Here is a 24,117-nt window from a genome sequence, read left to right on the forward strand (position 1 = left end):
AAAGCGCTGTCAATTATGAATAAGTTATCATGTTGTATCAGTTTTTACGTAAAAAGTAATCATTCCTCCCTTTTACAACGTGAAAAATCCCTCCAACAAAGCGTCTGATAACACTTCGTCAGAGGGATTCATCGTTCATTATTTTACAACTGACCTATTCTATTGAATAGTACCCGCATCTTCATCATGCACCCCATGTTTGTAATAGTCGACATATTGAGGTGCTAAAGGTTCTTTTCCTAGAATAATATCTGCTGCTTTCTCAGCTAACATCAACACTGGAGAGTGGATGTTACCGTTTGTTGTACGTGGCATGGCAGATGCGTCAACGACACGTAAGTTCTCCATACCGTAAACTTTCATAGTGAGTGGATCTACAACAGCCATTGGATCATCTTTAGGTCCCATCTTCGCACTACAAGATGGATGTAATGCTGTTTCACCGTCGTTCTTAACCCATTCAATAATTTCTTCGTCTGTTTGTACATCAGGTCCTGGAGAAATTTCGCCTGCATCAAATGGTTTAAGAGCAGGTTGTGATAGGATATTACGTGCAACTTTGATTGCTTCGATCCATTCACGCTCATCTTCTTTCGTTGATAAGTAGTTGAAGACGAAATCTGGATGTTCAAATGGATCTTTAGATTTGATCTTCAAGCTACCGCGTGAATTAGAGTACATTGGTCCCACGTGAACTTGGTAACCATGTTCTGTCTTCGCTTTCTGACCATCATAACGTACCGCTAATGGTAAGAAGTGGAACATCAAGTTAGGATAGTCGACATCATCGTTTGAACGGACGAAACCGCCACCTTCGAAGTGGTTCGATGCAGCTGCACCTTTACGGCCTAGAATCCATTGTAAACCGATGAGTGGCATCTTGAGTTTATTCAAGCTTGGTTGCATAGACACAGGTTTCTTACAAGCGTGTTGAATGTAGACTTCAAGATGGTCTTCAAAGTTCTCTCCGACACCAGGAAGGTGGATGCGTGGTTCAATACCGATTGAGCGGAGATGCTCTGAATCACCGATACCTGAGAGTTGAAGAAGTTGTGGTGTATTGAATGCGCCACCTGAAAGGATAACTTCTTTCGCATTCACTGTATGTTCTTTACCATTTTTCTTGTAAGTTACGCCTGTCACACGACGACCTTCGAAGTTTAAACGTGTAACGAATGCACGTGTTTCAACATTTAAGTTAGGACGTTTCATCGCGGGTCTCAAATAGGCTCTTGAAGCTGACACACGACGACCATGATGGACTTGGCTGTCGAATGGACCAAAGCCTTCTTGTCTGAAACCATTGACGTCCGGCGTCTTTTTATAACCCGCTTCAACTGCTGCATCAAAGAACGCTTGGAATAACGGGTTCTTTGCAGGTCCACGTCTGAGCTTGATCGGACCATGTAAGCCACGGATTGGGTCATTCTTCTCTGCACCAAATGTTGTCTCTAAACGTTTGAAGTAAGGTAAGCAGTGGGCATAATCCCAAGTTTCCATACCTTTAGGTGCTCCCCAACCTTCGTAGTCCATTGGGTTACCACGTTGATAAATCATACCGTTGATAGAACTTGAACCGCCGAGTACTTTACCACGTGCGTGAGAAACTTTACGGCCATTCATATGTGGTTCTTTATTTGTAGAGTAAATCCAATCGTAGAATTTATTACCTGATGGATACATCAAGGCTGCTGGCATTTGAATAAGTAAATCCCAAGGATAGTCACTACGTCCTGCTTCAAGAACGAGCACTTCTTTCGTACCGTCTGCAGTCAAGCGGTTACCGAGTACTGAACCGGCACTACCGCCACCGATAATAATATAGTCATATTGCTTGTCTGTGTGTTGATTCGCCATACTTTCTATAACCCTCCTAGTGAAATACGCTGTTCTACGTTACTTTGCTTGTTTATATTTTTAAAATGAAAGGTTGAACGTGCGACGGAAGTCTTTAACAGAACATCTTACACGTTACAACCTTCTTGTGGTGCTATCACATTGTGTTACGAATATCAGTGTAGCTTAGTCGTTATTAAACCAATCGACAGTTTCTGGAGCTTGGTTTGTAAGAATATGTTTCGTATTGAGGTATTCTTCAAGTCCTTCTTTACCTAACTCTCTACCGATACCTGATTGTTTGTAGCCACCCCATGGCGCTTGTGCGAAGTATGGGTGGAAGTCATTAATCCAAACTGTACCGAGTTTCAATTTGCTAGCAATACGTTGTGCTTTTCCAATATCTTGAGAGAAAATCGCACCTGCTAAGCCGTAAATTGAATCATTTGCAAGTTTGATTGCTTCTTCTTCATCTGAGAAACCTTCGACAGTAACGACTGGGCCGAAGACTTCTTCTTGTACGATGCGCATTGACGTATCGCAATCTGTAATCACTGTAGGTTCAAAGAAGAAACCTTGTTGTAAGTCTTCACGTTCAGGACGTTTACCACCCACTGCGATTGTCGCACCATCATGTTTAGCAACTTCCATGTAACCTTCAACTTTATCACGGTGTTCTTGAGAGATGAGTGGACCTACTTCTGTCTCATCGTCAAAGCCATTACCTAATTTAATTTTTTTAACACGATCGATAAGTGCTTTTTCAAATTTATCTTTAATATCGTTGTGAACTAAGATACGTGAACCTGCTGAACATACTTGACCAGCGTGGAAGTAAGCACCGTTAAGCGCTTGGTCTACTGCCACGTCGAAGTCTGCATCGTCAAAGATGATGTTAGGGTTCTTACCACCTAACTCAAGCGCAATATTAGTGACATGATCTGCCGCCTGTTTCATGATGTGCTTACCAGTTTCGATACCACCAGTGAATGATACGAGGTCAACCTCTTCGTGAGATGACATCGGATTACCAACTTCAGAACCGTCACCTAATACGAGGTTGATGACACCTTTAGGGAAGCCCACTTCTTCCATCATTTCAAACACGCGAATGGTAGTGAGCGGTGTGATTTCACTAGGTTTCATTACGAGTGAACAACCTGCCGCTAATGCTGGCGCAATCTTCCATGATGCTTGTAACAACGGATAGTTCCAAGGTGTGATTTGTGTTACAACACCTAAAGGTTCTTTCACGACGCGACTCTCAGTACCTTGGATAGGTGAATTGATGATTTCGCCGCCTTCTTTATCAGCGAGACCTGCGTAGAACATAAACACATTGTGAATATCGTCCATATCTGCAAGTGATTCTGTGTATGTCTTACCAGTGTCTAGCGTTTCTAATTGTGCAAGCTCTTCACGATGTTCTTTGATTTGATCAGCGATTGCGCGTACCTTCTTACCACGTTCCTCAGCAGTTTCATTCGCCCACTCACCTGATTCAAATGAGCGACGTGCTGCAAGAATAGCGCGTTCAGTATCTTCAGCCGTACCTTCCGCAACTTGGAAGATAACTTCTTGGTTATATGGATTGATGATGTCTCTTGTAGCTTTATTTGAGCTATCTACCCAAGCACCATCAATATATTGTTGATGAGATAAGTTTTTTAATACGTCCATAACTGCACCTCCGTTAAGTTTGTTAAATTTTTATTTAACGAATTTTTCAAGATTATCTTAGCATGTGCAATTTTAAACTGTCAAGCCTGTTGTAGTGGTTACTTATAGTAAAAGAGAAGCAGAACTGCGTCTCAAATGGTTGATACGACTTCATTCGCGCGTCTGCTTCTCTCTTTTATTTCATATTTCATTTTTTAAAATGTGTGCGTTACTAGCGGATAAGTCTAGCGCTTGCCTTTCTTTATCCCGTTGGCGCAGTGAAAGCGTTTCGCATTTTAGGAAACAAGAAAATAACGCAGTGACGTTTACTACCCGTAAACGAGCCAGTTATTTTCAAAGTTGACAACAAATGCAAACGCTTCTCACAAGCCAACACTACAGGTTGTCGTTGTGGTGGATGTCACGCTTATCCTCAGCAACCTGCACAATCCGTAGAGACCGTCTTTCAATCTCTTTATGCTTATCCGCACGCTGTTGTAACCGTATCCGGTCATTACCCAGCGTCCGCATAAAGGAAACCATCATGATGAGGAAGATGACGATTAATGGCACACTTGCCAGAATCGATGCTGTCTTCAGTACTTCTAATGCACGTTCGCCACCTACGAGCATGAGTGAGAACGGCAATAGACATAATGCGAATGCCCAGAACAAACGATTGGCTCTTAATGGTTCGCCAATAACGACTTTTTGAGAAGCCGAAGCAAGAATGTATGAACCAGAATCGAATGTTGTAGCCAAGAATAAGAACGCTGAAATCAAGAATAGTACAATCGTAATACTTGGCATTGGTAAATGATGCATTACTTCAATGATGGTCGCTTCAGTACTATGGTGATTTAAGAAATTAATCACATCGAATTCATGTGTAATTTGAAGATAAACAGCATAGTTACCAAAGATACCGAAGAATAAGATACAACCTAATGTACCGTAAACCATCGTTCCGAGCACGACTTCTTTCAATGTACGACCTTTAGAAATACGTGCGATAAAGAGTCCGATAAATGGTGCATATACAATCCACCATGACCAATAGAAGATCGTCCATTGTTGAGGGAAGTTCGTTTCTTTACGTCCACCGATACCACCAAATGGCTCAAGCCATGTTGCCATGTGGAAGAAATTCTTCAGTAAGTCCCCAACACTTGTCACCGTCGTTTCCATCATGAAGACAGTAGGTCCAATGATAAACACGAAGGCAAGTAATAAGAATGAGAGCCATACGTTGACGTCACTCAGCTTTTGAATCCCTTTCTTCAAGCCTGTATATGAACTAATCGCAAAGATAACAGTAATTGTCAGCAAGATAATACTGCGCATAACCATGTTCTCGCCGTCTAGTCCCGTTAGACGTTCGATACCTGCAGAAATCATCGGTACACCGAGTGCGAGTGATGTTGCCGCACCACCGAGTAAACCGAAGATAAATAGAATGTCGACAATTTTACCTAATAACTTATCCGTTTGACCTTTCAAGATCGGACGGCAAGCTTGGCTAATCTTGTAAACAGGTTTCTTCTTAACGAATACGAGATAACCAATCGGTAAAGCTGGTAACACATAGATAGCCCAAGCGATTGGTCCCCAGTGGAACATCCCGTATGTAGTGGCGTAAGAAAGCGCCTCATCTGTCATACCTTTCGCTCCATTTGGCGGAACTTGGTAGTAGAACGCCCATTCGATAACACCCCAGTAAAGGATGTCTGAACCAATCCCTGCACAGAAGAGCATTGCTGCCCAACTGAAGTTATTAAATTCAGGACGATCTGTCGCTTTCCCTAAAGTCACATTTCCATATTTACCAAATGCGATATAGAGTACAAATCCGAGTATTAGCAGTCCCAGTGCTAAATATACTGCCCCAAGCGAACCCGAAATCGCATCGTTAATTCGAGTTATGACATCTTGACTTGCTTTTGGAAAGACCATCATAGGTATAACCGCGACAAGTAGTACAACGACGGTACCTATGAAGGTCGTCCAGTCCATGACCTTCCCTTTTTTCAAAGTTAAACACTCCTTACATATCTATCTTGTGTAAATCTTGAATGAAAGTGGTATAGATTAACCTACACTCGCCCTCGTGGTTTGTGCAGATATTTCTTTGTATGTACAGACATGAGCCTAACTAATATTAAATAAAAATGCAAGTTCATCATAAAATATTGTATCTAACCTAATGAATAATTATATAAAAACTAAGTACAAGAGCATGAGAATTTTCGTCCGTTAACGCTTTGTTAAGTTACGATTTAACGGATTGAACAGACTTAATAGTTTTCTAGGTATGTATATTTATACTTTTAAATCGTATATAAATAAATTTAAAAAAACAGCTCAATCTCTCATTCAATCCTTGCTTTATACAACTTCTCGACATTAAATCCATTTCTCTCTTTATACTGCAAAGATCTAACTTTCTATTGATGATTTAGTAGTTTAAATATAATTAGCGCGGTAATTATCTGAATGAGAAATACAAATTTAAGGCATGCATTTCCCCAATTAAACCTCACACAACCTACCTTTCCAAAAAGAAAGCGCTACCTTAGAAAAAAGCACAAAATTTTCACCAAAAACAAGCGCTACTATTTGCGTTATGACCGAATTTTTAGCATACTATAACTGAGATTAACTAAAGGAGTGGAAGTAAGAAATGAATCAAGAACAATTAGATAAAATGAAGAATGGTAAAGGCTTTATCGCAGCATTAGACCAAAGTGGCGGTAGTACTCCTAAAGCATTGAAAGGCTACGGTATTGAAGAAGATCAATACTCTAATGATGACGAAATGTTCAAACTCGTTCACGATATGCGTACACGTATCGTGTCATCCCCTGAGTTCACAGGAGACAAAATCATCGGTGCCATCCTCTTCGAACAAACTATGGACCGTGAAGTTCAAGGTAAACACACTGGCGACTTCCTCGCTGACAAAGGTGTTGTACCATTCTTAAAAGTCGACAAAGGCTTAGATAAAGAAGAAAACGGCGTTCAACTTATGAAACCTATCCCTGATTTAGACAAGTTGTTAGACCGTGCAAATGACCATAAAATCTTCGGTACTAAAATGCGTTCAAACATTTTAGAATTCAACAAAGAAGGTATCGACCAAGTTGTTGAACAACAATTTGAAGTAGCTAAACAAATTATTGCTAAAGGTTTAGTACCTATCATTGAACCAGAAGTAAATATCAATGCTGAACACAAACAAGAAATCGAAGAATATTTATCTAAAAAAGTGTTAGAACACTTAAACAAATTAGATGAAGATCAACTTGTTATGCTTAAGATCACTATTCCTACAAAAGCTAACCAATACGAAGAAGTAATTAACCACCCTAACATGGTACGTGTTGTTGCTTTATCTGGTGGTTACAGCAGAGAACATGCGAACGAAGTACTTAAACAAAACAAAGACTTAATCGCAAGCTTCTCTCGTGCTTTAATCAACGACTTACGTGTAAGTCAATCAGACGAAGAATTCGACAAGATCTTAGGTCAAACAATCGATTCAATCTACGATGCATCAGTGAACAAAGTTCAATAATAGATGCCATAATAATAGCGGCTATCTCATCATTTGAGGTAGCCGCTTTAATATTGTACTTTTTATTCATTTACGACGCACCGCTCCACTTTTAACACCACAACAAAAAGACTAAGGATATCGTACAAACGGATATCCCTAGCCTTAAGCCACCTATTAAAGAATTGGTGATGCGAGTTTCGCAATCGATTGTTTAAATTTAATCCACGTAGAGCGTTGTTCGTAACGTTCTTTCGTGAGTTTCTCTGATACTTTCAAGTCCTCTTTGAACTTCTCAATTAAATGTTTCGCCACTTTGTCATCATAAACAAACGCATTACACTCAAAGTTAAGTTCGAAGCTACGGTGGTCCATGTTGGCAGAACCGACGCTGACAACCTCTTCATCAATCACCATCATCTTAGAGTGAATAAAGCCATTTTCATACGTATAGACATTCACGCCATCATTGATGAGCTGCGCCACACTCGTAATTGTCGCCCAATACACGAGCATGTGGTCTGGCTTACAAGGAATAATCAAGTTAACATCGACACCTGATTTCGCCGCAATACGTAAGGCATTGATATAACCGTTATCTGGGATAAAATACGGTGAATGCATGTAAATCGATTTCTTCGCGTTCATAATCATCTTCATATAACCGAACTCGATTTGATGCCAATTGTCACTTGGCGCACTCAAGGCAATCTGCATAGACTTGTCGCCATCTTCGTAAGCATTTTTAGGGAAATACTTCTCGTTGTATGACAGTTGTTCCCTGTGAGATTGTGAGTTCCAGTCATGAATAAAGCTCAACTCTAGCGCATCTACGCCATCGCCTTGGACACGGAAGTGCGTATCTCGCCAGTAACCTAGCTTACCTTTCCCTAAATAGTCGTCACCCATGTTGAAACCACCGACATAACCTTTCTGACCATCAATAACCGTAATCTTACGGTGGTTACGATTATTCACACGGAAGTTCATAAATGGAATCTTCGCTTTAAAGAAAGCTTCGACCTGGCCACCGAGCGATTGGAAGTGGCTAAATTTCGATTTGTGAATCGTCTTAGAGCCGACTGCATCGTAGAGGAGCTTGACTTCAAGCCCTTCCCCCAACTTCTCTTCTAACACATCGATAATTTCTTTACCTAAACCGTCTAGCTCAAGTGTGTAAATTTCAATATGTATAAAGGTCTTCGCATTACGCATATCTTCTAACATTTGACGATATAAATCGTGTCCATCAGTGTACACATCAATGTGGTTGTTATGACTGAGGAACGACGCTTCTTTCGTTAAAAGGGTCTTCACGATATCACTGTGTTTACGAACTACAGGATTATGCGCTTCATGAATATATTTCTGTGGATTCTCTTGTTGATAGTTCTTACGATGTAAATCATCATCAATGGGGTTGTAGTACGTATTCGTTTGACGTTTCTTACGTACCGCACGTCCAAAGAAGATATATGCAAAGAATCCAACAATAGGCATGATAAATAATAGGAATAACCAAGCCCAAGTCGATGTGGCTTCACGTCGATCTCGATCCAAGAAGACGATAATAAAGGCCAGTACTACGTTAATTACGAGGAAGAAAGCCAATATACCACGATAAACTGGGCTGACTGCAGCATCAAAGAGTATCTGCATAATTTCACCTCATCTATATTTCTAATCTGGTAACAACTCTTTTTATTAAGAAGTTGATAAGAAAGGGTAGGCGCTCTCCTACCCGACTCATTTAGCGTCAAACTTCTATCATTATTACAAGGTTGATTACTTTTCATTCTATATTTTCCCTAAAAGTGTTTCAATAAAAAGTACAAAAATTGTGTATACATCTTCGCTATTTCTGAACATAAGAGTGCCGGCAGTCTAAGGTAAGACAACCCGCAGACTACCGGCTAAGTGAATTCTATCAATTTACATTACGCTTCAACATATTTCATCTCAAGTTGATGAATCATATGTGTAAGCAATGCATTTGTTGGTGTCGCCACACCAACCTCTTTACCATACTGAGCGATTTTACCATTTAAATAATCAATTTCAGTATAACGGCCACTGTGTAAATCTTGATGCATAGATGGATAGTGTAGACCTTGTAACTCATCAGGATAAGAACCTTCAACCTTTTTAACTAAATCATCAAAGTTAAGTTCAATCCCTTTCGCCTCAGCTACAGCTACAATTTCTTCAATAATTGGCGTAATCATCTCACGTGATTGTTCATATTGAGCGAACTCTCCAATTCTTTTATCCAAAATCGTACATAGAGGATTGAGCACACTATTGAGTGTCGCTTTAGACCATACAGATTGGAAGACGTTATCAGAAACGCGAGAATTGAGCTTCGCATCGTTAAAGATTTGATTAATCGTTTCCGTGCGTTCGTCAGCAACACCATCGACACGTTGCAACTCAATTGTACCGTCACCTTCAAGCAACAGCTGACCTGGACCTCTCATACCTGCCGTCCACATCGTCACAGCGAGGAAGATTTGAGATTTCGGAACGACCGTCGCAAACGTTTCGTCATGTCCAAGACCATTCATCATTGTCAGAATGGCTGTGTCTGACTTAATCGCACCACGTTGATTCAACACCTCAATCATCTCTTTCGACTTCATCGCTTTCGTTAAGATGATGATGAGATCATACTGTTCGTTCACTTCTTCCGGAAACTTCGCTTTGATATCAAGATGATAGGTGTCCGTTTCCGTTTGAATTTCAATCCCGTCACGATTAATCTTCTCAACGTGTTCTTTCCAATAATCGAGCAGTGTCACATCGTAACCCGCTTCTTGTATTTGCGTACCGATACGGCCACCCATAGCGCCTGCACCTGCGATAGCAATTGTCTTCATAATTTGTCACTCCCATTTCGTATCGCCTATTCTGTGTTTGCTTTAGGCTTCTACCTTAATTATGACAAATTATGTGCTAATGCACCAGACTTCAAGTTAGATTATTCAGAAATTTATATTCTATTCTTCTTTATTTCTCATAGTTATAGTAAAATGCACTCCGTCTTCTATACGCTTTAAGTCGCATAACATTTCAATCGAGCCCAGCATGTAGTGTATTAAATTGAGTTGTAGTATTAAGCGTAGTCGCTCGTTGAAACGCAGCTACAATTAACTCAACGTATAGACGCTCTACTAAGCTTCTCGCCATAGCATTGGACCTCAAAGATAGACCGCTGTCTACCTTTAAAAATCATTCGTGAAACTGAAGTGACAAGACGTTACCATAAAGGTAAGAAAGTTATTGCGACGCAAATCATGATGAAAGGACATAGTAGTTGTAGAACTGTCGCATCTTAATAAGGGTTAGTTAACGTTATCTCAACCTTTCATTATTTGACTCATTACGCGCAATAACTTTCTTTAATTATATGATTTTACACATGGAATTTACAAGTATTTATATAAAGCCATGTTGATAACTTTCAAACTGTTAATTTTAAACTAATCCGCTTCTTCAAGCGTCTTCTTCCAGAAATCTGCCAACTGTTTATCAGAAGTCGGTTTAAACACGTCGTTTGGTGCCAAATTCGGATCTTTATCGTTGTGATCTTTAGGCGCAAATCCGGTAGACAACGTGGTGTCCTGTCCGCTAAACTTCGCTTCATACACTTTGCCATCATCAGCGAACAAGTATTTCTTAATAGGACGGTCCATCTTCGCCACACGCGTATAACCTTCGATATTAGACAGTGACTTCGCTTGAGGGTCTAACCCTTTACGCCCGTCTTTACTCGTATACATCGTGATACCGACGACATTATGTTTCTTAAAAGCTTTCGCTCCCGGCTTACCCCGATCACTTACCTGTAGTTGACCCTTTGGCGTTACCGCATACCAGTCACCCGACGATATCGTTCCACCAGCGAAGTAACGTGTCGTGAAAGCAGATGCCTGAGATGAGCTATGTTGTTTAAAATACTGTATGACTTCCTTCTTGAGTTGTGCTTTCTGATTCTGTGAAACTGAGTGCGTATGCTGTGTGTCGCTCTTTTGAGTGTGTGCCTGTTCTGTTTTCGCGTGACTGTCACTTTCAGAACTACATCCACCGAGTACTAGCGCTACACTCACGACAGCCACACCTTGCCATAATTTCAATTTCAAACTGACCGTCACCCCCTTGCTGCTTCAATTTACTTTGACTCATATTATTTATCTTTCTTAATTCCAAATTCATCAATTAATTTCGTTTGTCGTGGTTCACCTTTCGTCATGTCACCACTCAATTGATAAATCTTCACTTTCAATTTATTATCTTTCACTTCATAGACGGAGAAGTTTTGGCTTGAAGAGTCGCGATTATTTGAGTGTTTATCTTTAAATGCATCTGATTTTTGTGGCTGACGACCTAGCGCGAACAAGCTATTGTAATGATCTAAATCTTTGCGTTTCAACCAGCTCAATTCAGGACGCACTTTCTTGATATGTTTCAACGACTTGTCAGTGATAGAGTCATACTCTTTCGTACCGCCTGTATTAGGAAGTACGTACACAGAACCTTTCGGATTATCGTAGTATTTGACGTTATCCTTACCTTTCACTTGTTTCACATCTTCAGTCTTCGCGTTGACGAAACTATTCTTCGTATCCGTGTGTTGCAGCACTTTCGTACGCGCGAGCACGTGGTCGTGTCCTTGTAGTACGAGATCGACATCGAGGTCATCAATCTCTTTCGTCAATTCTTTACGTACTTTTTTCACATCGTCATCTGAAAGCGCATGATAAGATTTAGAGTACATCGGTTTGTGTAAGTTTAAAATGACCCACTTAGAACCTTTCTTACGTGCTTGTTTAATATCATTCTTAATCCATTCCATTTGCTTTTTACCAATGGCTTTGCCATCAGGATTGTCTTTACCTTTCTTATTATCATTCGTATTCGCTACCACCATATGCGCACCATTGTAGTCAAAGGAATAATAAGAGCCACCATTCATCGCGTTATTCCCTTTCGGAACATTGACGTGACGGTTGAAACGATCGAGCAATTTGTCATCGTTATCGTCATCTAACGGACGTTCGTCATGGTTTCCTGAAACGGCTGCGAGAGGTTGTGACATGAACGATGGACGTGATTGATCGTAAAGATCTTTCCACTCGTCCTCTACCTCCGCTGATTCAACGAAATCACCTGTATGGAGTGCGAAGTCCGGTTGACCTGCAGTTTGAATTGCGCGTTGTAACGTATCTGCGCCAAACTGTGCTTCATTGCGTGCATGCTCATTCCAGAAAGCATTCTGCGTATCTGTATATTGCACGAATTTAAACGGATCACCTTTCTTACCTGACGTCTTGAAATGACCGACTTCACTCTTCGGTCCGTCTTCACTACCTACACGATAGTAATACGTCTGATTCGGCTTGAGCCCTTTCGCATGTGCTTTGTATGTATGTTCCGTTTGAGACGTGAGATTCACTTCCCCTTGTTGATCCCCACTCGTCCACTCAGGGCCGGAAACATTTTTATCTGTGAAGTAGCCATTACTTTGTTCTTTACCATTTTTATCTTTAATCGGCTTACCATCATCATCTTTCTTCACATCTTTGAAGATAAAGTTACCATTTTGGTCTCGTTCGACGTATTTAGACTTCACTTTTTTAGATTTAGCTTTAAACGTTTTAGGATTTGTAAAATTAGGGTCTTCTGAAACCCATACTTTCGCATCTTTAAAGTGGTGTGTTGTATACCAATTGAATGCCATTTCGTGTTTCGTATTACCGTTAAAGTTTGTAACGATACGGTTCGGTTGATCTTTAGCAGGTACGGGCGCTACTTTTGGCTTTTCCTTTTGAAGTTGAGGTCCTTGTTGTTGTGACGCGCCTCCGCCACCAGAAGCTTGTGCTTCACCTGAATTTGCGACAGGGACGACAAGTCCTAGTGCGAGTGCAAGCGTGAGTGCGCTGCGTGATACTTTTTTGAAATGATTGTGCTTTGACATCTTTTCCAACACCTTCTCTTATAGTTTTTGAACTACTTTTACCGTAGCAAGCGTTTAATAACTAATGATTAAGGTGTTGTAAAGTTTGTTTAAAGTTCTTCGCTACATAATGATATAAGGTATGCATTATTTTGACGACTTTAGCTTGAGAAGTTTAAAAGAAATATAGGGTGTAATTAATTTTCAATGTGCACTCGAGACGCATGATGGATCTAGGCCACAACACTTTTATTCAAGCTAAAAAAACACCTCAAATCGACATTCGACAAAGCCTCACTACCTCATCATTTCGCAATTTAAGGTGTTTCTCTGTAATTAAATTATTTCTGCCAATAACTCGATGGCCTTACAACGTGCTTCAACGCCTGGCAATAACGGGGATACTAATACTTCGTCTGCATCGAACATCTCAATTAGTGTTTCTAATTGCGGCTGAATCGATTGTGCAGTTCCGACTAAGATACTTGAGCGATGATCTGTCATGCGTTCTTGATCACGGTCGGTGGGTTGATATTCCTGCGCGGTCTGTATTGAAGGAAAGCGTTCGAATTCAGCAAATTGCTTTTTACCTAATAACCAAATATCTAATGCTTGCGCTAACTGTTCCGCTTCGTCCTCTGTCTCAGCAATCACGATAAATGCCGTCACCATCACGTGCGGTTTCGTGTTCATTTCGCTCGCTTCGAACTCAGAACGATACGCGGCTACACTGCGCTTGGTACCATCAATCATGCGTTGGTTAGGCAGAAGGAAAGTACCCACCGTAAAACCTAAGCCTAATTCACCGGCTAAACGGCCAGTTCTTTCACTCGTACTCAACAACCACATTTCAGGTGTGCGCGATACGACAGGTTGCGCCACCAATGACTGTCCTCGCAGCGTCACTGCAGATTCAGTTAAGTAACGTTTCAGTTTCGTCACGCTTTGACGATAGTCCTTGTACTCCGACTTCATCTCATCTAATGCGCGTTTCACTAACAGTGTGCCGTACGTATTGCCGACGCCGACATCCACTCTATGTGGATAGAACGTTTCAAGCATACGCATGTTCTCCGCTACTTTGTAAGGGCTATAGTGAGGCAACATCACACCACCTGAGCCGACACGAATCTGTTCAGTCTGACTCGCAATGTGCATCATCAACAACTCTGGGCTACTGCACGCGAATGCAGGCACATTGTGGTGTTCGGTCACCCAAAAACGGTGGTAGCCGAGTCGATCAGCTAACTTTGCTAAACGTATCGTTTCTTGTAACGCTTGTTCTGCATCTTTACCTTCATCAATTTGTGAATAATCTAAGATACTCAAACGTACCATGTTGATCTACTCCTCTTAATCACGTTGAGATAGATGGATGAGTTGATCCAGTTTATCTGTGAATATGCCATCCACGCCCCAATTCGCAAGTTGATTGGCACGTACTAATTTGTTTACTGTCCACACATTGAGTTCATAGCCTGCTGACTTAATCATCTTCACGCGTGCTTCAGTCAATTTCGCATCTTGAATGTTAATAATTTGCGCATTGCAGAAATCCATAACAGTGCGGAAGTCTTCTTTGAAATACGCATTTTTATATAACACTGCACGACGATATTCTGGCATGATGGCTTCGCTCATTTTTAACAACGGAAGATTGAAACTAGAAATCAGCACATCGAGTCCCTCGTCTAAATCTTGTAGCTGATAATGAACTTGTTCCACCATACTGCGAGAGAGTGCTGTGCCATTCGGACCTGTCACACCTTTCAACTCCACGTTGAGATTCATTTGATACGTATTGGCTAGCTCCACAATCTGTTTAAAAGTCGGCAAGCGTTCCTCTTTGAATTCATCGCCATACCACAGACCTGCGGAAGTCTCCTTCATCTCCGAATAGTTGAGTTGGGTAATTTCTCCGGACATAGTCGTCGTCCGTTCTAAATAATCATCATGAATAATGATGAGTTGTTCATCTTTCGTGATACCTACATCTAATTCTAACCATTGTGCTCCTTCCACTTCAGAAGCAGCTTTAAATGAGGCTAACGTATTCTCCGGTGCTTTCGATGGTAATCCACGATGACCAAAGACTGTAAACATAAATTCAGCTCCTAATATTTCTGACTTTGTAAATTATCAATCGTAATTCTGTTAAGGTCATTGTATACTAACAATGCATACCTGTGATACTACACCGCTATTATCACATGGATGAATCTCATATTTCCATTCAGAACTGTTTAACTACATTACATATTGGGGAGGGATTGGAATGGCACAATCCGCTATCACGATTCACACGAAACAAGATATTATCGATTATGTTAATGGTCAGAAGAATACGAAACGAACGGCGTTATTACTCATCATCGTTCTCGGAACGATCTTTCTTGATGCGTATGACTTAACGATTCTCGGTACGGCGACCGATCAACTGACGTCAGAGTTCACACTATCTAAGACATATTTATCTTACATTATGACAGCAATGCCCTTTGGTGCTTTATTCGGCGCAGCCATCGGTGGTTTCTATGCGGATAAGCTCGGCCGGAAATTAATTCTCTCAATTTCTCTGATTTCTTTAATTATTGGGTCAATTGGTGCGGCGCTTGCTCCGGTACCATCTGTCTTGCTTTGTTTCCGCTTGCTCATGGGCTTTGCGATTGGAATGGATAGCCCAGTGGCTTTTACCTTTGTAGCTGAAATTAGTAATAAGAAAGCGAAGGGCCGTAACGTCAATTATTGGCAAGTAGTTTGGTACATTGCAGTCGTGACTTCAGCGCTCATTGTGATGTTCTTCTATAGTTTAGGCACAGGTGCATTGTTGTGGCGTTACTCCGTAGGTATGGGTGCTGTGTTTGCGACAATCATTTTAATATTACGCTTATTCTATCTTAGTGAAAGTCCAACTTGGTCTATGAAGAATAAAACGCTTGAAGAAGCATGTAAGGAGCTTGAGAAGAACTATAATATCACGGTAAATATTGCGCCTGATCAGGGTGAAAATGCGACGTATGAACATCGCGAAGTGAAACATCCGATGCGTACGCTCTTTAACAAACGTTATCGCCCGCGTACGATTCTTGCTACAGCGATCGCTACGCTACAAGGGATGCAGTACTATGCGATTGGTCTCTACATACCGTTGATTGCGACAACGATTATGGGGCAAGATAAGCTTCAATCATTAACGGGTACTGCGTTGATTAATATTGCGGGTATCTTTGGTGGTCTGACTGGAGCGTTGTTGACGCCGAAATTGGGTGCGCGACGTCTTACTATTATTGGCTTTACGCTTGTGGCGAGTATGATGTTGCTCATTGGTAATTTCTATGGTCAGACGATGACTTGGTTGATTGCGGCAATGGTTGCTGTGTTCTTGTTTGGGCATTCGAGTGGTCCGGGAACGCAGGGTAAGGCGATTGCGTCGTTGTCTTATCCGACGATTCTTCGTGGTAAGGGAACTGGCTTTGTTGAGTCTGTGAGTCGGTTTGGTAGTATGTTTGGGACGTTTGTGTTTCCTATTATTTATGGTAGCTATGGTTTGAATAAGACGATGTTGATTCTTGCGGTGTTCCCTATTATAGGTGTGGTTGTGACGACGTTGATCCGATGGGAGCCTGTAGGTAAGGATTTAGAGTATGAGGATCAGTATATTGAAAAGGTTTAGTGTTTTGAGGCTGTCTAGAATTTAATAATGTGAATTGTACTAATTTGCAATTGTTGGATTATAGTATCTTCTACTAATTTGCAATACTGCGTATTGGGGGGGAGAAACGGCTCGCGTTCTTAGGGGGGGAGAAGCACAGAAATCTGTGATTTCGTAGTGCTCCCCCCCGCGAGGATGACTAGAGTTCGAGAAAGCAAAGTGCCTTCTCGAATTCAGTCAGCTACCGCGTACGCTCAACTAAGTAATAACGCTAGTGCGCGTTATTACTGGATTTTCGCTGTGACCTTTAATCCCTCAAGAGTCTCGCCTACTCCCACCTTTTACTTGTGTTGCTTCATTCAATCAATTTATGAAATTCGTTCTAAACTATTAATATAAACATCTCACACTCAACCTCTCCTATCCTTATTGTTGGTGGTGTGTGTTTTAATTAGAATGTTTCCATAAATATGATACTTCTAATAATATACTATTTAGTTTGGCTAGCTCATTTTAATATTAAAGACGATATTAGGCTTGGAAGTAAATCCCTTTATTACTTCCAAGCCTAATTTATTATAGAGACACATAAAAAAGAGCTGAAACGTAAATGCGATTTACGTTTCAACCATTCATGCTATAACAATAGCTTAAACTCCAATAATGTGATGCCTATGATTTTAGAAGCTACTTACTTCCTAGAAAGGAAAGTAAGTGACAGATTTTGAATTTGCGATGTTACTCTTAACATCCATTCAAACTTTTGTAATGATATTAAGAACATAAGAAATTAAACATTATAACTTTGGTTGTAATGGCTTAAACACATATTATTTTACAGCTACCGTCTTAAACTGGGGTGACATGTTCCAGCATGTCTCCTTAATTCAATTATACTGCATAACTTAAAATAATGCTACTATAAAAACGGAAAATATCACAGCGCAATCCTTGAATTATTTATTAATATTCTAATTTAATAAAATAAATCTATATGTCCATTTCGGGTAACTCCATGGTATAATACTTCTTGTAAGCAAGTTGATGGTGGTAGCTGAACTTCTATTAAGGAAGGTGATGCCTATGAAATTTTTGGCAGTAACTTCCGAAAGGAGAGTAAGTATGTCAGATTATGAGTTGGCAGTAATTATATTAATGTCAATTCAACTTCTGATTAACCTCTTTAAAAACGCAAATTAAGCCATCACAACTTGAGTTGTTGGATGGCTTATATTTTAAACATCAACAGCTACCGTTATAAACGGGCTTACTGGGACGACATGCTGCAACATGTCGTCCTTTTCTTTAGTATACACTTTTTACTTTAGATATACCACTTTTACCTTACACTCTAAAGGCTCTAATTCACAACTTCTTCTACTCTCCACAGTCAATTTCAACTTCTTCGACTTCCATCTTCAAATTGAGTTTGTAGAGCGTATCTTCAAAGTTCTCTAACGTGTAGTCTTTGCAAGTTGTTACGAGGGCTTTTACACGTTCTTTACCTTTCGTCACGACGGGTTTCAAATTCTCCATGATGTGACGGGCAGGATCGAGAAACAGAACTATAAAAACTTAAAGATTCTTAGCGCAAATACTAAATTATTTATTATTATTCTAATTTAATAAAATAAATTTGTATGTCCATTTTGGGCAACTCCATGGTATAATACTTCTTGTAAGCAAGTTGATGGTGGTAGCTGAACTTCTATTAAGGAAGGTGATGCCTTTGAAATTTTTGGCAGTAACTTCCGAAAGGAGAGTAAGTATGTCAGATTATGAAATGGCATTTATAATATTAATGTCAGTTCAACTTCTGATAAACGTTTTTAAAGACGTAAAATAAGCCATCTCAACTTGAGTTGTTGGATGGCTTATTTTCCAAAATTCAACAGCTACCGTCTTTAACGGGCTTACTAGGCGACATGTAACCGCATGTCGTCCTTTTCTTTAGTATACACTTTTTACTTTAGAAATACCACTTTTACCTTCCAATCCAAAAGTGCTCACTCACAACTTCTTCTACTCTCCGCAGTCCATCTCGACTTCTTCGACTTCCATCTTCAAATTGAGTTTGGAGAGTGTATCTTCAAAGTTCTCTAATGTGTAATCTTCGCAAGTGGTTACGAGAGCTTTGACACGTCCTTTACCTTTCGTCACGACGGGTTTCAAATTCTCTATGATGTGACGGGCAGGATCGAGAAATTGATACTGTGGATATAGGATAGTTAAGTACGGCTGTACCCATGGTAAATGCGTTGATGAGAGCGTAAAGGTATCGACTTCAGGATCTTGTTCAACGATGTCAGCTACAAACTCTTTCACATGTTGTTTCACTTCAGCCGGATAGTTGATGAAGTCGCCTGATTCTACTAACTTGATGACATCTGACGCATCGATTGTGTTAATCTTTGCTTGGCTCTCACCTTTCTCCTCGTCGATATAGTGCTGGATACACTCACTTTCAACGAGTGCTTTAGCGCCTAGGACTGCAATATGTCCTGTTTTTGAAACTTCAACTGCCTTTTTAATCGGTGGTTTGATACCGTAAATAGGTATGTCGTAATCCTCTTTCACTTCGTCTAGCACGAGGACTGAAGGTGCATTCGATGCAACGATGATAGCTTTCGGTTCGTATTGGAGTAGATATTCAATCGTCGTCTTCATGATTTGTCTAAGTTCTTCTTTGCTTTTACCACCATATGGAAAATGCGCACGATCAGCGAAATACAAGATGTTCTGCTTCGGATAGTACTCACGCAAGAGTTCAACGACTGCGTAACTACCGATGCCAGCATCAAACACGGCGATGTTACTTGCCGCTTCTTGTTTCTTCGATTTCATCATAGCACCTTCTATCTCAAATATTGTCCTACCCACTATAACACGGAAGTTTATTGTGAGCTAGCCCGTTTTAATACTTTTTTATACATGATTAGGTGTTTTCAACCCGCTATATTTCTTATCTGACTAAAAGTGATTAACCCCGCCGATTCCGACGGGTTTAATGACTATTTCGATACTATTCTCTTATAAGTCTAAACTAGACTTTTAAAATGAATTGCGCCATTCTAGCCAACTTTAAACACTTTTACACACTAAATTCAAAACCCCAACTACATCAATTTCTTCTCAACACGTTTGTTGTAAATCCATCTGATAAATAGCGCGACGGCAATGATGAGACCGACGATACCGAATAATGGGAAGACGAAGTTGACTAATTGAACGAAGCCAACGAAGCTCAATCCATAGCTCACTACGAGTGATACCGTTAATAGGATAAAGTATTTCATCGTCTTATGCTCAGTGAAACGTGTTAAGAACGGATATAGCATACCGATACAGCTGTTAAAGATAACACCGAACATGACAGCTGACATCAAGATACTCAACCATGGATGAATTTGTTCCGCTAATAATAGTGTTGGAATGTCCACACTGTTCGCTGTCTTAATATTGGCTAAAAGTCCTGCTACCATCAATAACAGTAATAAGCTGAAGACGAAGCCACCGATGTAAGCGCCGCGACGTGCTGTCTTGTGACTCATCGCTTCACTGCCGACAATCGTTAAGAAACTGAAACTGTTCGCAAGGATTAGGCCACCATAATCAATGGCATTCCACCACCAAGAGTGTGTAGATGCTTTAGAAATATCTGTATACTTGTGAACTTGGTCGAATGGAATACTTGGATTGATAATGTTATAACCTGCGATAACTAAGACCACAATCACAAGGAAAGGAGTCACGAAACCTAAGACACTTAAAATCTTGTTAAAGCGTAGTTGTAAGACGACAAATAACAGAATGACAATCGCTAGTGAACCGAGCCATTTTGGCACACCGAAACCTTGGTATAGCGCAGAGCCGCCACCTGCGATCATAATCACTGTTATACCAAATAAGAAGAATATAATAACATAGTCTAGAATCGTCCCGATCTTTTTACCAAATAAACTATGTAGTGAAATATCATAAGGATCTGCATCAAGTCGATAGCCGACTTTCGAAATTTGGCGCGTACCGAATGTCACGATAATCCCCGTAATAATCGCCCCAATATAGGCGTAGTTACCATGATTAATATAGAATTGAACAAGTTCTTGTCCAGTAGTAAACCCTGCACCAACGATAAAGCTCAAGTAAGCGAGTGCAATACCGATGGCTGCCTTGTTATGTTTACTAAACATGTCCCTTATCCTCCTCTTACACTCCGAAATCATATAACAATATCGTATTATAACATATATTTTGCTCCTTATTTTAAAAGTTGTTAAAAACTCCAAGTTTAAAGAAAACATTTTTTGTTTAGTTGAGCATTGCTTTTATAATTAAAGACTAAAAAATGAGACCGTAAAAAATAAAAGCCCATTCTTTCGCGCTTGCAACAATTAAGCGCCATAAGAACGGACTTTCATCTCAATTCAAAATGAGGTTGATTCACTTATAATATTTCGGTTCCACTGTACCTTCGAGAACATCAAACACCCCTGAAGCTAGGGCTTCCATTTCCATCTCACCTGCGTACACACTTACCGGCGCGATCCATTCAACGTATTGACGAATGCCCTCTGTAATAATGTCAGAGTTCGCGATACCTCCAGTGAGTATAATTTGATTAATCGGCGCTCCTTTAAAGGCCACTGCACGTTCACCGATCAACTTCGCTACTTGATACGCCATCGCATCTAATATACGAGTCACTTCTGTATCTTCACCATACTGCTGACTCAATTGTGTTAAATCATTCGTATCGAGTAACGACAGTAACCCTGTCTTTTTACTCAAGAAGTGATCCATCTCTTCAGGCGTCATATCATGGTCATAACCATATCGGTACAACGCGTCATTCGGAATCGAACCGGCGCGTTCAGGACTGAAGGCACCTTCGCCCTCTAAACCTTCGTTCACATCAATGACTTTGCCATGAACGTGCGCACCTACCGTAATACCGCCACCCATATGTGCGACAATCACATTCACATCTCGATAATCTTTACCAACTTGTGCAGCGTATTTACGCGCAACACCTTTCTGATTCAATGCGTGAAAACGACTGATGCGCTCGATGCCTTTAATGCCCGTAATGCGAGCAATGGGCGTCAACTCATCGGTCACAGGTGGGTCAATCGTAAACACAGGAATATTGAATTTCTGGGCAAGTTGATATCCCATCATGCCACTTAAATTAGAGGCATGAATACCATAGTTAAAGGCCTTGAGTTCGTCATATAAGTGCGCATCTACATGATACACACCGCCCTCAATCGGCTTCACTAATCCTCCACGACATGCAATTGCATCAACATCTTCAAACTGAAAGCCAGCTTCTTGAACCCTACGCTCTATCGTTGCTTGGCGCTTCGGTGCCTGCTCAGTCAATGGCAACTGTGTCACCGCTAACTCGTGCGCAACCGTTTCATTCACAACACACTCTCGTTCTTGATATAAAGCGAATTTAGAGGTAGTACTTCCTAAATTTAAGACTAATACTAAGCGCATCTTCTCACACCTTTCTAACTTAAATTACAACAATTTCAAAGCAAGTACGACGGAATTGAATTTACTTTGGATGTCATCGGTACGTGAAGTTAAGACGATAGGGAACTTCGCACCGACTACTGTACCAATCGTTTCAGCTCCTCCGAATTGCGTCAGTGATTTATACAGCACGTTGCCTACATCGAGTTGAGGCACGATTAATGCGTCTACATCGCCCGCAACTTCGGATTGGATACCTTTACGTCGTGCATTGTCCACATTCATCGCATTATCGAAAGCGAAAGGACCATCTACCTTGAGTTGCGACACTGGATGTTCAGTGAAGTAATCTTTAATTTCTGCCGCTTCTACTGACGACGGCACACTCTTCGTCGCCTTTTCAATAGAAGACAGCAGACCTACTTTCAACTCTGTATAGCCCAATTGTTGCGCAAAGGCATACAGTTGTTTCACCATTTTGATTCTATCTTCAACGGATGGAGAGACGTTCAACGCAGGATCCGTCATCAACAACGCTTTCTTGTAGCCTGGAATATCGAAACAGGCTACGTGATTGAGGAAACGTTCATCTCTCATAAAGTGTTTCCGTCGTAACACGAATTTCAAGATATCCGCTGTCATGATGTGCCCTTTCATCAAGATTTGCGTTTGACCCGCTTCAAGATGCGCTTCACACATCGCGTACATGTCGTCCTCGTTCTCCGCTTGATAAATATGTAATCGCCGATCCACCTCATCTTCAAGTTGATACTGTTGAACCAACGCTGACACATTTTCAGTATCGTAAATGGATATCTCCGCCTGCGTCTTGGTTAAAATGGTTTGAACAACCTCCATCATATGCGAATCGTTCGCTTTGACCAACGCAATATGTCCCTTTAATTTCTCTGGAGCATCCACCAATTCAGAATATAACATCTCACTTCACTCCTTCTCCTGAACTTTTCTTTACATCGCCTTTCGACGTTTCACATGAAACAGTGACACTTACTCGTCAGCCACTTTCTTCATTAATTTACGCAACTTCTCTTCCGTACCTGACTCATACACAGGTGTATAAATACTACAACGTAAATCGGCGTCCCCTTGCACGCGCATCGACGTCAAATCGAATAACATCTTACCTGCTTTCACATGGCGAAATTCAATTTGCATTTCAGGCGCTTTACTCACTTGGCTCTCTTGCCACAACGCTTTAAACTCTGGGTACGTTTGACTCATTTCTTCAATAAATTGGTTGTACCACTCATCGCCTAAATAGTGACCGTAATAAGAACGGAAGATGGCGAGAAAACCTTTAACGAAATGATCCCAATTCGTCGCTAGTGCTTTAAACTCCTTCCGCGCAAAGAGTAAGCGAATCAAATTACGCTCTTCTGCAGGAATTTGGTTAAAGTCAATAAAGACGTGGGAAGCTGCCGCATTCCATCCGACGATAAAGCAACGTCGGTCGGTCACGATACTGGGACAATATGTCAGCTCGTCTAAAATGTGTTTGAGCGAATGACTAATTTCAGGTTGTTGATCGTTCCACACTTTAATTTCTGTTGTCTTCTCATACGCCAAATCATATAAATAGTCTTTCTCATCTTGATTCAAACGCAACGTCTTAGCTACCGCTTCGAGCACTTCAGGTGACACTTTAATGTCACGGCCTTGTTCCAACCATGTGTACCATGTCGTACTCACGCCTGATAATCGTGCCACTTCTTCACGACGTAACCCTGGGGTACGGCGACGGTTTCCTGGAGGCAAGCCAATCGATTCTGGTTTGATTTGTGCACGCTTGATTTTGAGAAACTCTGACAGTGTATTCAATCTTTTTTGATCATCCATTTATGTATTGCACCTCAATTTAAGCTCACGCTATTGATATTAAAAAGTCATCGCAACTCAACTTTTACCATTGTCTCTCACTGAGCCTATTACCTATTAGTAATTATACCATGATAAATCCAA

At 40.8% G+C, this 24,117-nt stretch carries 17 protein-coding genes; 2 read left to right on the forward strand and 15 right to left on the reverse strand.

Annotated elements, in window-relative coordinates; all coding sequences use genetic code 11:
- Window positions 1-159: 159 nt before the first annotated feature.
- The 3 genes from betA to CD126_RS04045 form a co-directional block, all read right to left on the reverse strand.
- Window positions 160-1,857, reverse strand: a complete 1,698-nt coding sequence (gene betA, locus CD126_RS04035) for a choline dehydrogenase (protein ID WP_049407307.1) — start codon at window positions 1,855-1,857, stop codon at window positions 160-162.
- 165 nt (window positions 1,858-2,022) lie between these two features.
- Window positions 2,023-3,516, reverse strand: coding sequence for a betaine-aldehyde dehydrogenase (gene betB / locus CD126_RS04040; protein ID WP_049407308.1), 1,494 nt, complete (start codon window positions 3,514-3,516; stop codon window positions 2,023-2,025).
- Window positions 3,517-3,891: 375 nt separating this feature from the next.
- Window positions 3,892-5,526, reverse strand: a complete 1,635-nt coding sequence (locus CD126_RS04045; protein WP_002471436.1) for a BCCT family transporter — start codon at window positions 5,524-5,526, stop codon at window positions 3,892-3,894.
- A gap of 649 nt (window positions 5,527-6,175) precedes the next feature.
- On the opposite strand from CD126_RS04045, the gene CD126_RS04050 reads away from it, so the two are divergent.
- Window positions 6,176-7,069: a fructose bisphosphate aldolase gene (locus CD126_RS04050; RefSeq protein ID WP_049407310.1), complete on the forward strand. Its 894-nt coding sequence runs from the start codon at window positions 6,176-6,178 to the stop codon at window positions 7,067-7,069.
- A gap of 156 nt (window positions 7,070-7,225) precedes the next feature.
- Here CD126_RS04050 and cls read toward each other — a convergent pair whose 3' ends face one another.
- From cls to CD126_RS04080, 6 genes are all read right to left on the reverse strand, one after another.
- Window positions 7,226-8,707: a cardiolipin synthase gene (gene cls / locus CD126_RS04055; protein ID WP_049407313.1), complete on the reverse strand. Its 1,482-nt coding sequence runs from the start codon at window positions 8,705-8,707 to the stop codon at window positions 7,226-7,228.
- A gap of 278 nt (window positions 8,708-8,985) precedes the next feature.
- The gene (locus CD126_RS04060) at window positions 8,986-9,924 is read right to left on the reverse strand and encodes a ketopantoate reductase family protein (protein WP_049407314.1); all 939 of its coding nucleotides are present in this window, start codon (window positions 9,922-9,924) and stop codon (window positions 8,986-8,988) included.
- A gap of 603 nt (window positions 9,925-10,527) precedes the next feature.
- Window positions 10,528-11,187, reverse strand: a complete 660-nt coding sequence (locus CD126_RS04065; RefSeq protein ID WP_049407316.1) for a hypothetical protein — start codon at window positions 11,185-11,187, stop codon at window positions 10,528-10,530.
- A 44-nt stretch (window positions 11,188-11,231) separates the two neighbouring features.
- Complete coding sequence (locus CD126_RS04070; RefSeq protein WP_049407318.1) at window positions 11,232-13,022, reverse strand: metallophosphoesterase family protein; 1,791 nt, start codon at window positions 13,020-13,022, stop codon at window positions 11,232-11,234.
- Window positions 13,023-13,337: 315 nt separating this feature from the next.
- Window positions 13,338-14,339 (reverse strand): LLM class flavin-dependent oxidoreductase, encoded by a 1,002-nt coding sequence (locus CD126_RS04075; RefSeq protein WP_103370071.1) that lies wholly within the window; start codon window positions 14,337-14,339, stop codon window positions 13,338-13,340.
- Between the two features lie 15 nt (window positions 14,340-14,354).
- On the reverse strand, window positions 14,355-15,104 hold the full coding sequence (locus tag CD126_RS04080; RefSeq protein WP_049407322.1) for a glycerophosphoryl diester phosphodiesterase: 750 nt from the start codon (window positions 15,102-15,104) through the stop codon (window positions 14,355-14,357).
- 172 nt (window positions 15,105-15,276) lie between these two features.
- Between CD126_RS04080 and CD126_RS04085 the strand changes: the two genes are divergently transcribed.
- A complete protein-coding gene (locus CD126_RS04085; protein ID WP_002471150.1) occupies window positions 15,277-16,674 on the forward strand; it encodes an MFS transporter in 1,398 nt (465 codons plus the stop codon).
- 1,356 nt (window positions 16,675-18,030) lie between these two features.
- Here CD126_RS04085 and CD126_RS12100 read toward each other — a convergent pair.
- The 6 genes from CD126_RS12100 to CD126_RS04110 form a co-directional block, all read right to left on the reverse strand.
- Window positions 18,031-18,168 carry a hypothetical protein gene (locus CD126_RS12100; RefSeq protein WP_169931242.1) on the reverse strand — a complete coding sequence of 46 codons (138 nt, stop codon included), beginning with the start codon at window positions 18,166-18,168 and terminating at the stop codon, window positions 18,031-18,033.
- Window positions 18,169-18,675: 507 nt separating this feature from the next.
- Entirely contained in the window at window positions 18,676-19,497 is an 822-nt protein-coding gene (locus tag CD126_RS04090; RefSeq protein WP_169931244.1) for a glutamate racemase, read from the reverse strand.
- Window positions 19,498-19,769: 272 nt separating this feature from the next.
- On the reverse strand, window positions 19,770-20,846 hold the full coding sequence (locus tag CD126_RS04095) for a YkvI family membrane protein (RefSeq protein WP_049408358.1): 1,077 nt from the start codon (window positions 20,844-20,846) through the stop codon (window positions 19,770-19,772).
- Window positions 20,847-21,096: 250 nt separating this feature from the next.
- On the reverse strand, window positions 21,097-22,158 hold the full coding sequence (buk, locus tag CD126_RS04100; protein WP_103370073.1) for a butyrate kinase: 1,062 nt from the start codon (window positions 22,156-22,158) through the stop codon (window positions 21,097-21,099).
- 24 nt (window positions 22,159-22,182) lie between these two features.
- Window positions 22,183-23,076 (reverse strand): phosphate acyltransferase, encoded by an 894-nt coding sequence (locus tag CD126_RS04105; RefSeq protein ID WP_049408355.1) that lies wholly within the window; start codon window positions 23,074-23,076, stop codon window positions 22,183-22,185.
- Window positions 23,077-23,145: 69 nt separating this feature from the next.
- Window positions 23,146-23,994 carry a helix-turn-helix transcriptional regulator gene (locus tag CD126_RS04110; protein WP_049408353.1) on the reverse strand — a complete coding sequence of 283 codons (849 nt, stop codon included), beginning with the start codon at window positions 23,992-23,994 and terminating at the stop codon, window positions 23,146-23,148.
- Between the last annotated feature and the right edge of the window lie 123 nt (window positions 23,995-24,117).

This window comes from Staphylococcus pettenkoferi (assembly GCF_002902685.1).
GTDB lineage: Bacteria > Bacillota > Bacilli > Staphylococcales > Staphylococcaceae > Staphylococcus > Staphylococcus pettenkoferi.

Coding starts and splice junctions, on each gene's coding strand:
- betA (WP_049407307.1), bottom strand. CDS start 1,857: ATGGCGAATCAACACACAGACAAGCAATATGACTATATTATTATCGGT.
- betB (WP_049407308.1), bottom strand. CDS start 3,516: ATGGACGTATTAAAAAACTTATCTCATCAACAATATATTGATGGTGCT.
- CD126_RS04050 (WP_049407310.1), top strand. CDS start 6,176: ATGAATCAAGAACAATTAGATAAAATGAAGAATGGTAAAGGCTTTATC.
- cls (WP_049407313.1), bottom strand. CDS start 8,707: ATGCAGATACTCTTTGATGCTGCAGTCAGCCCAGTTTATCGTGGTATA.
- CD126_RS04060 (WP_049407314.1), bottom strand. CDS start 9,924: ATGAAGACAATTGCTATCGCAGGTGCAGGCGCTATGGGTGGCCGTATC.
- CD126_RS04070 (WP_049407318.1), bottom strand. CDS start 13,022: ATGTCAAAGCACAATCATTTCAAAAAAGTATCACGCAGCGCACTCACG.
- CD126_RS04075 (WP_103370071.1), bottom strand. CDS start 14,339: ATGGTACGTTTGAGTATCTTAGATTATTCACAAATTGATGAAGGTAAA.
- CD126_RS04080 (WP_049407322.1), bottom strand. CDS start 15,104: ATGTTTACAGTCTTTGGTCATCGTGGATTACCATCGAAAGCACCGGAG.
- CD126_RS04085 (WP_002471150.1), top strand. CDS start 15,277: ATGGCACAATCCGCTATCACGATTCACACGAAACAAGATATTATCGAT.
- CD126_RS04090 (WP_169931244.1), bottom strand. CDS start 19,497: ATGAAATCGAAGAAACAAGAAGCGGCAAGTAACATCGCCGTGTTTGAT.
- CD126_RS04095 (WP_049408358.1), bottom strand. CDS start 20,846: ATGTTTAGTAAACATAACAAGGCAGCCATCGGTATTGCACTCGCTTAC.
- buk (WP_103370073.1), bottom strand. CDS start 22,158: ATGCGCTTAGTATTAGTCTTAAATTTAGGAAGTACTACCTCTAAATTC.
- CD126_RS04105 (WP_049408355.1), bottom strand. CDS start 23,076: ATGTTATATTCTGAATTGGTGGATGCTCCAGAGAAATTAAAGGGACAT.
- CD126_RS04110 (WP_049408353.1), bottom strand. CDS start 23,994: ATGGATGATCAAAAAAGATTGAATACACTGTCAGAGTTTCTCAAAATC.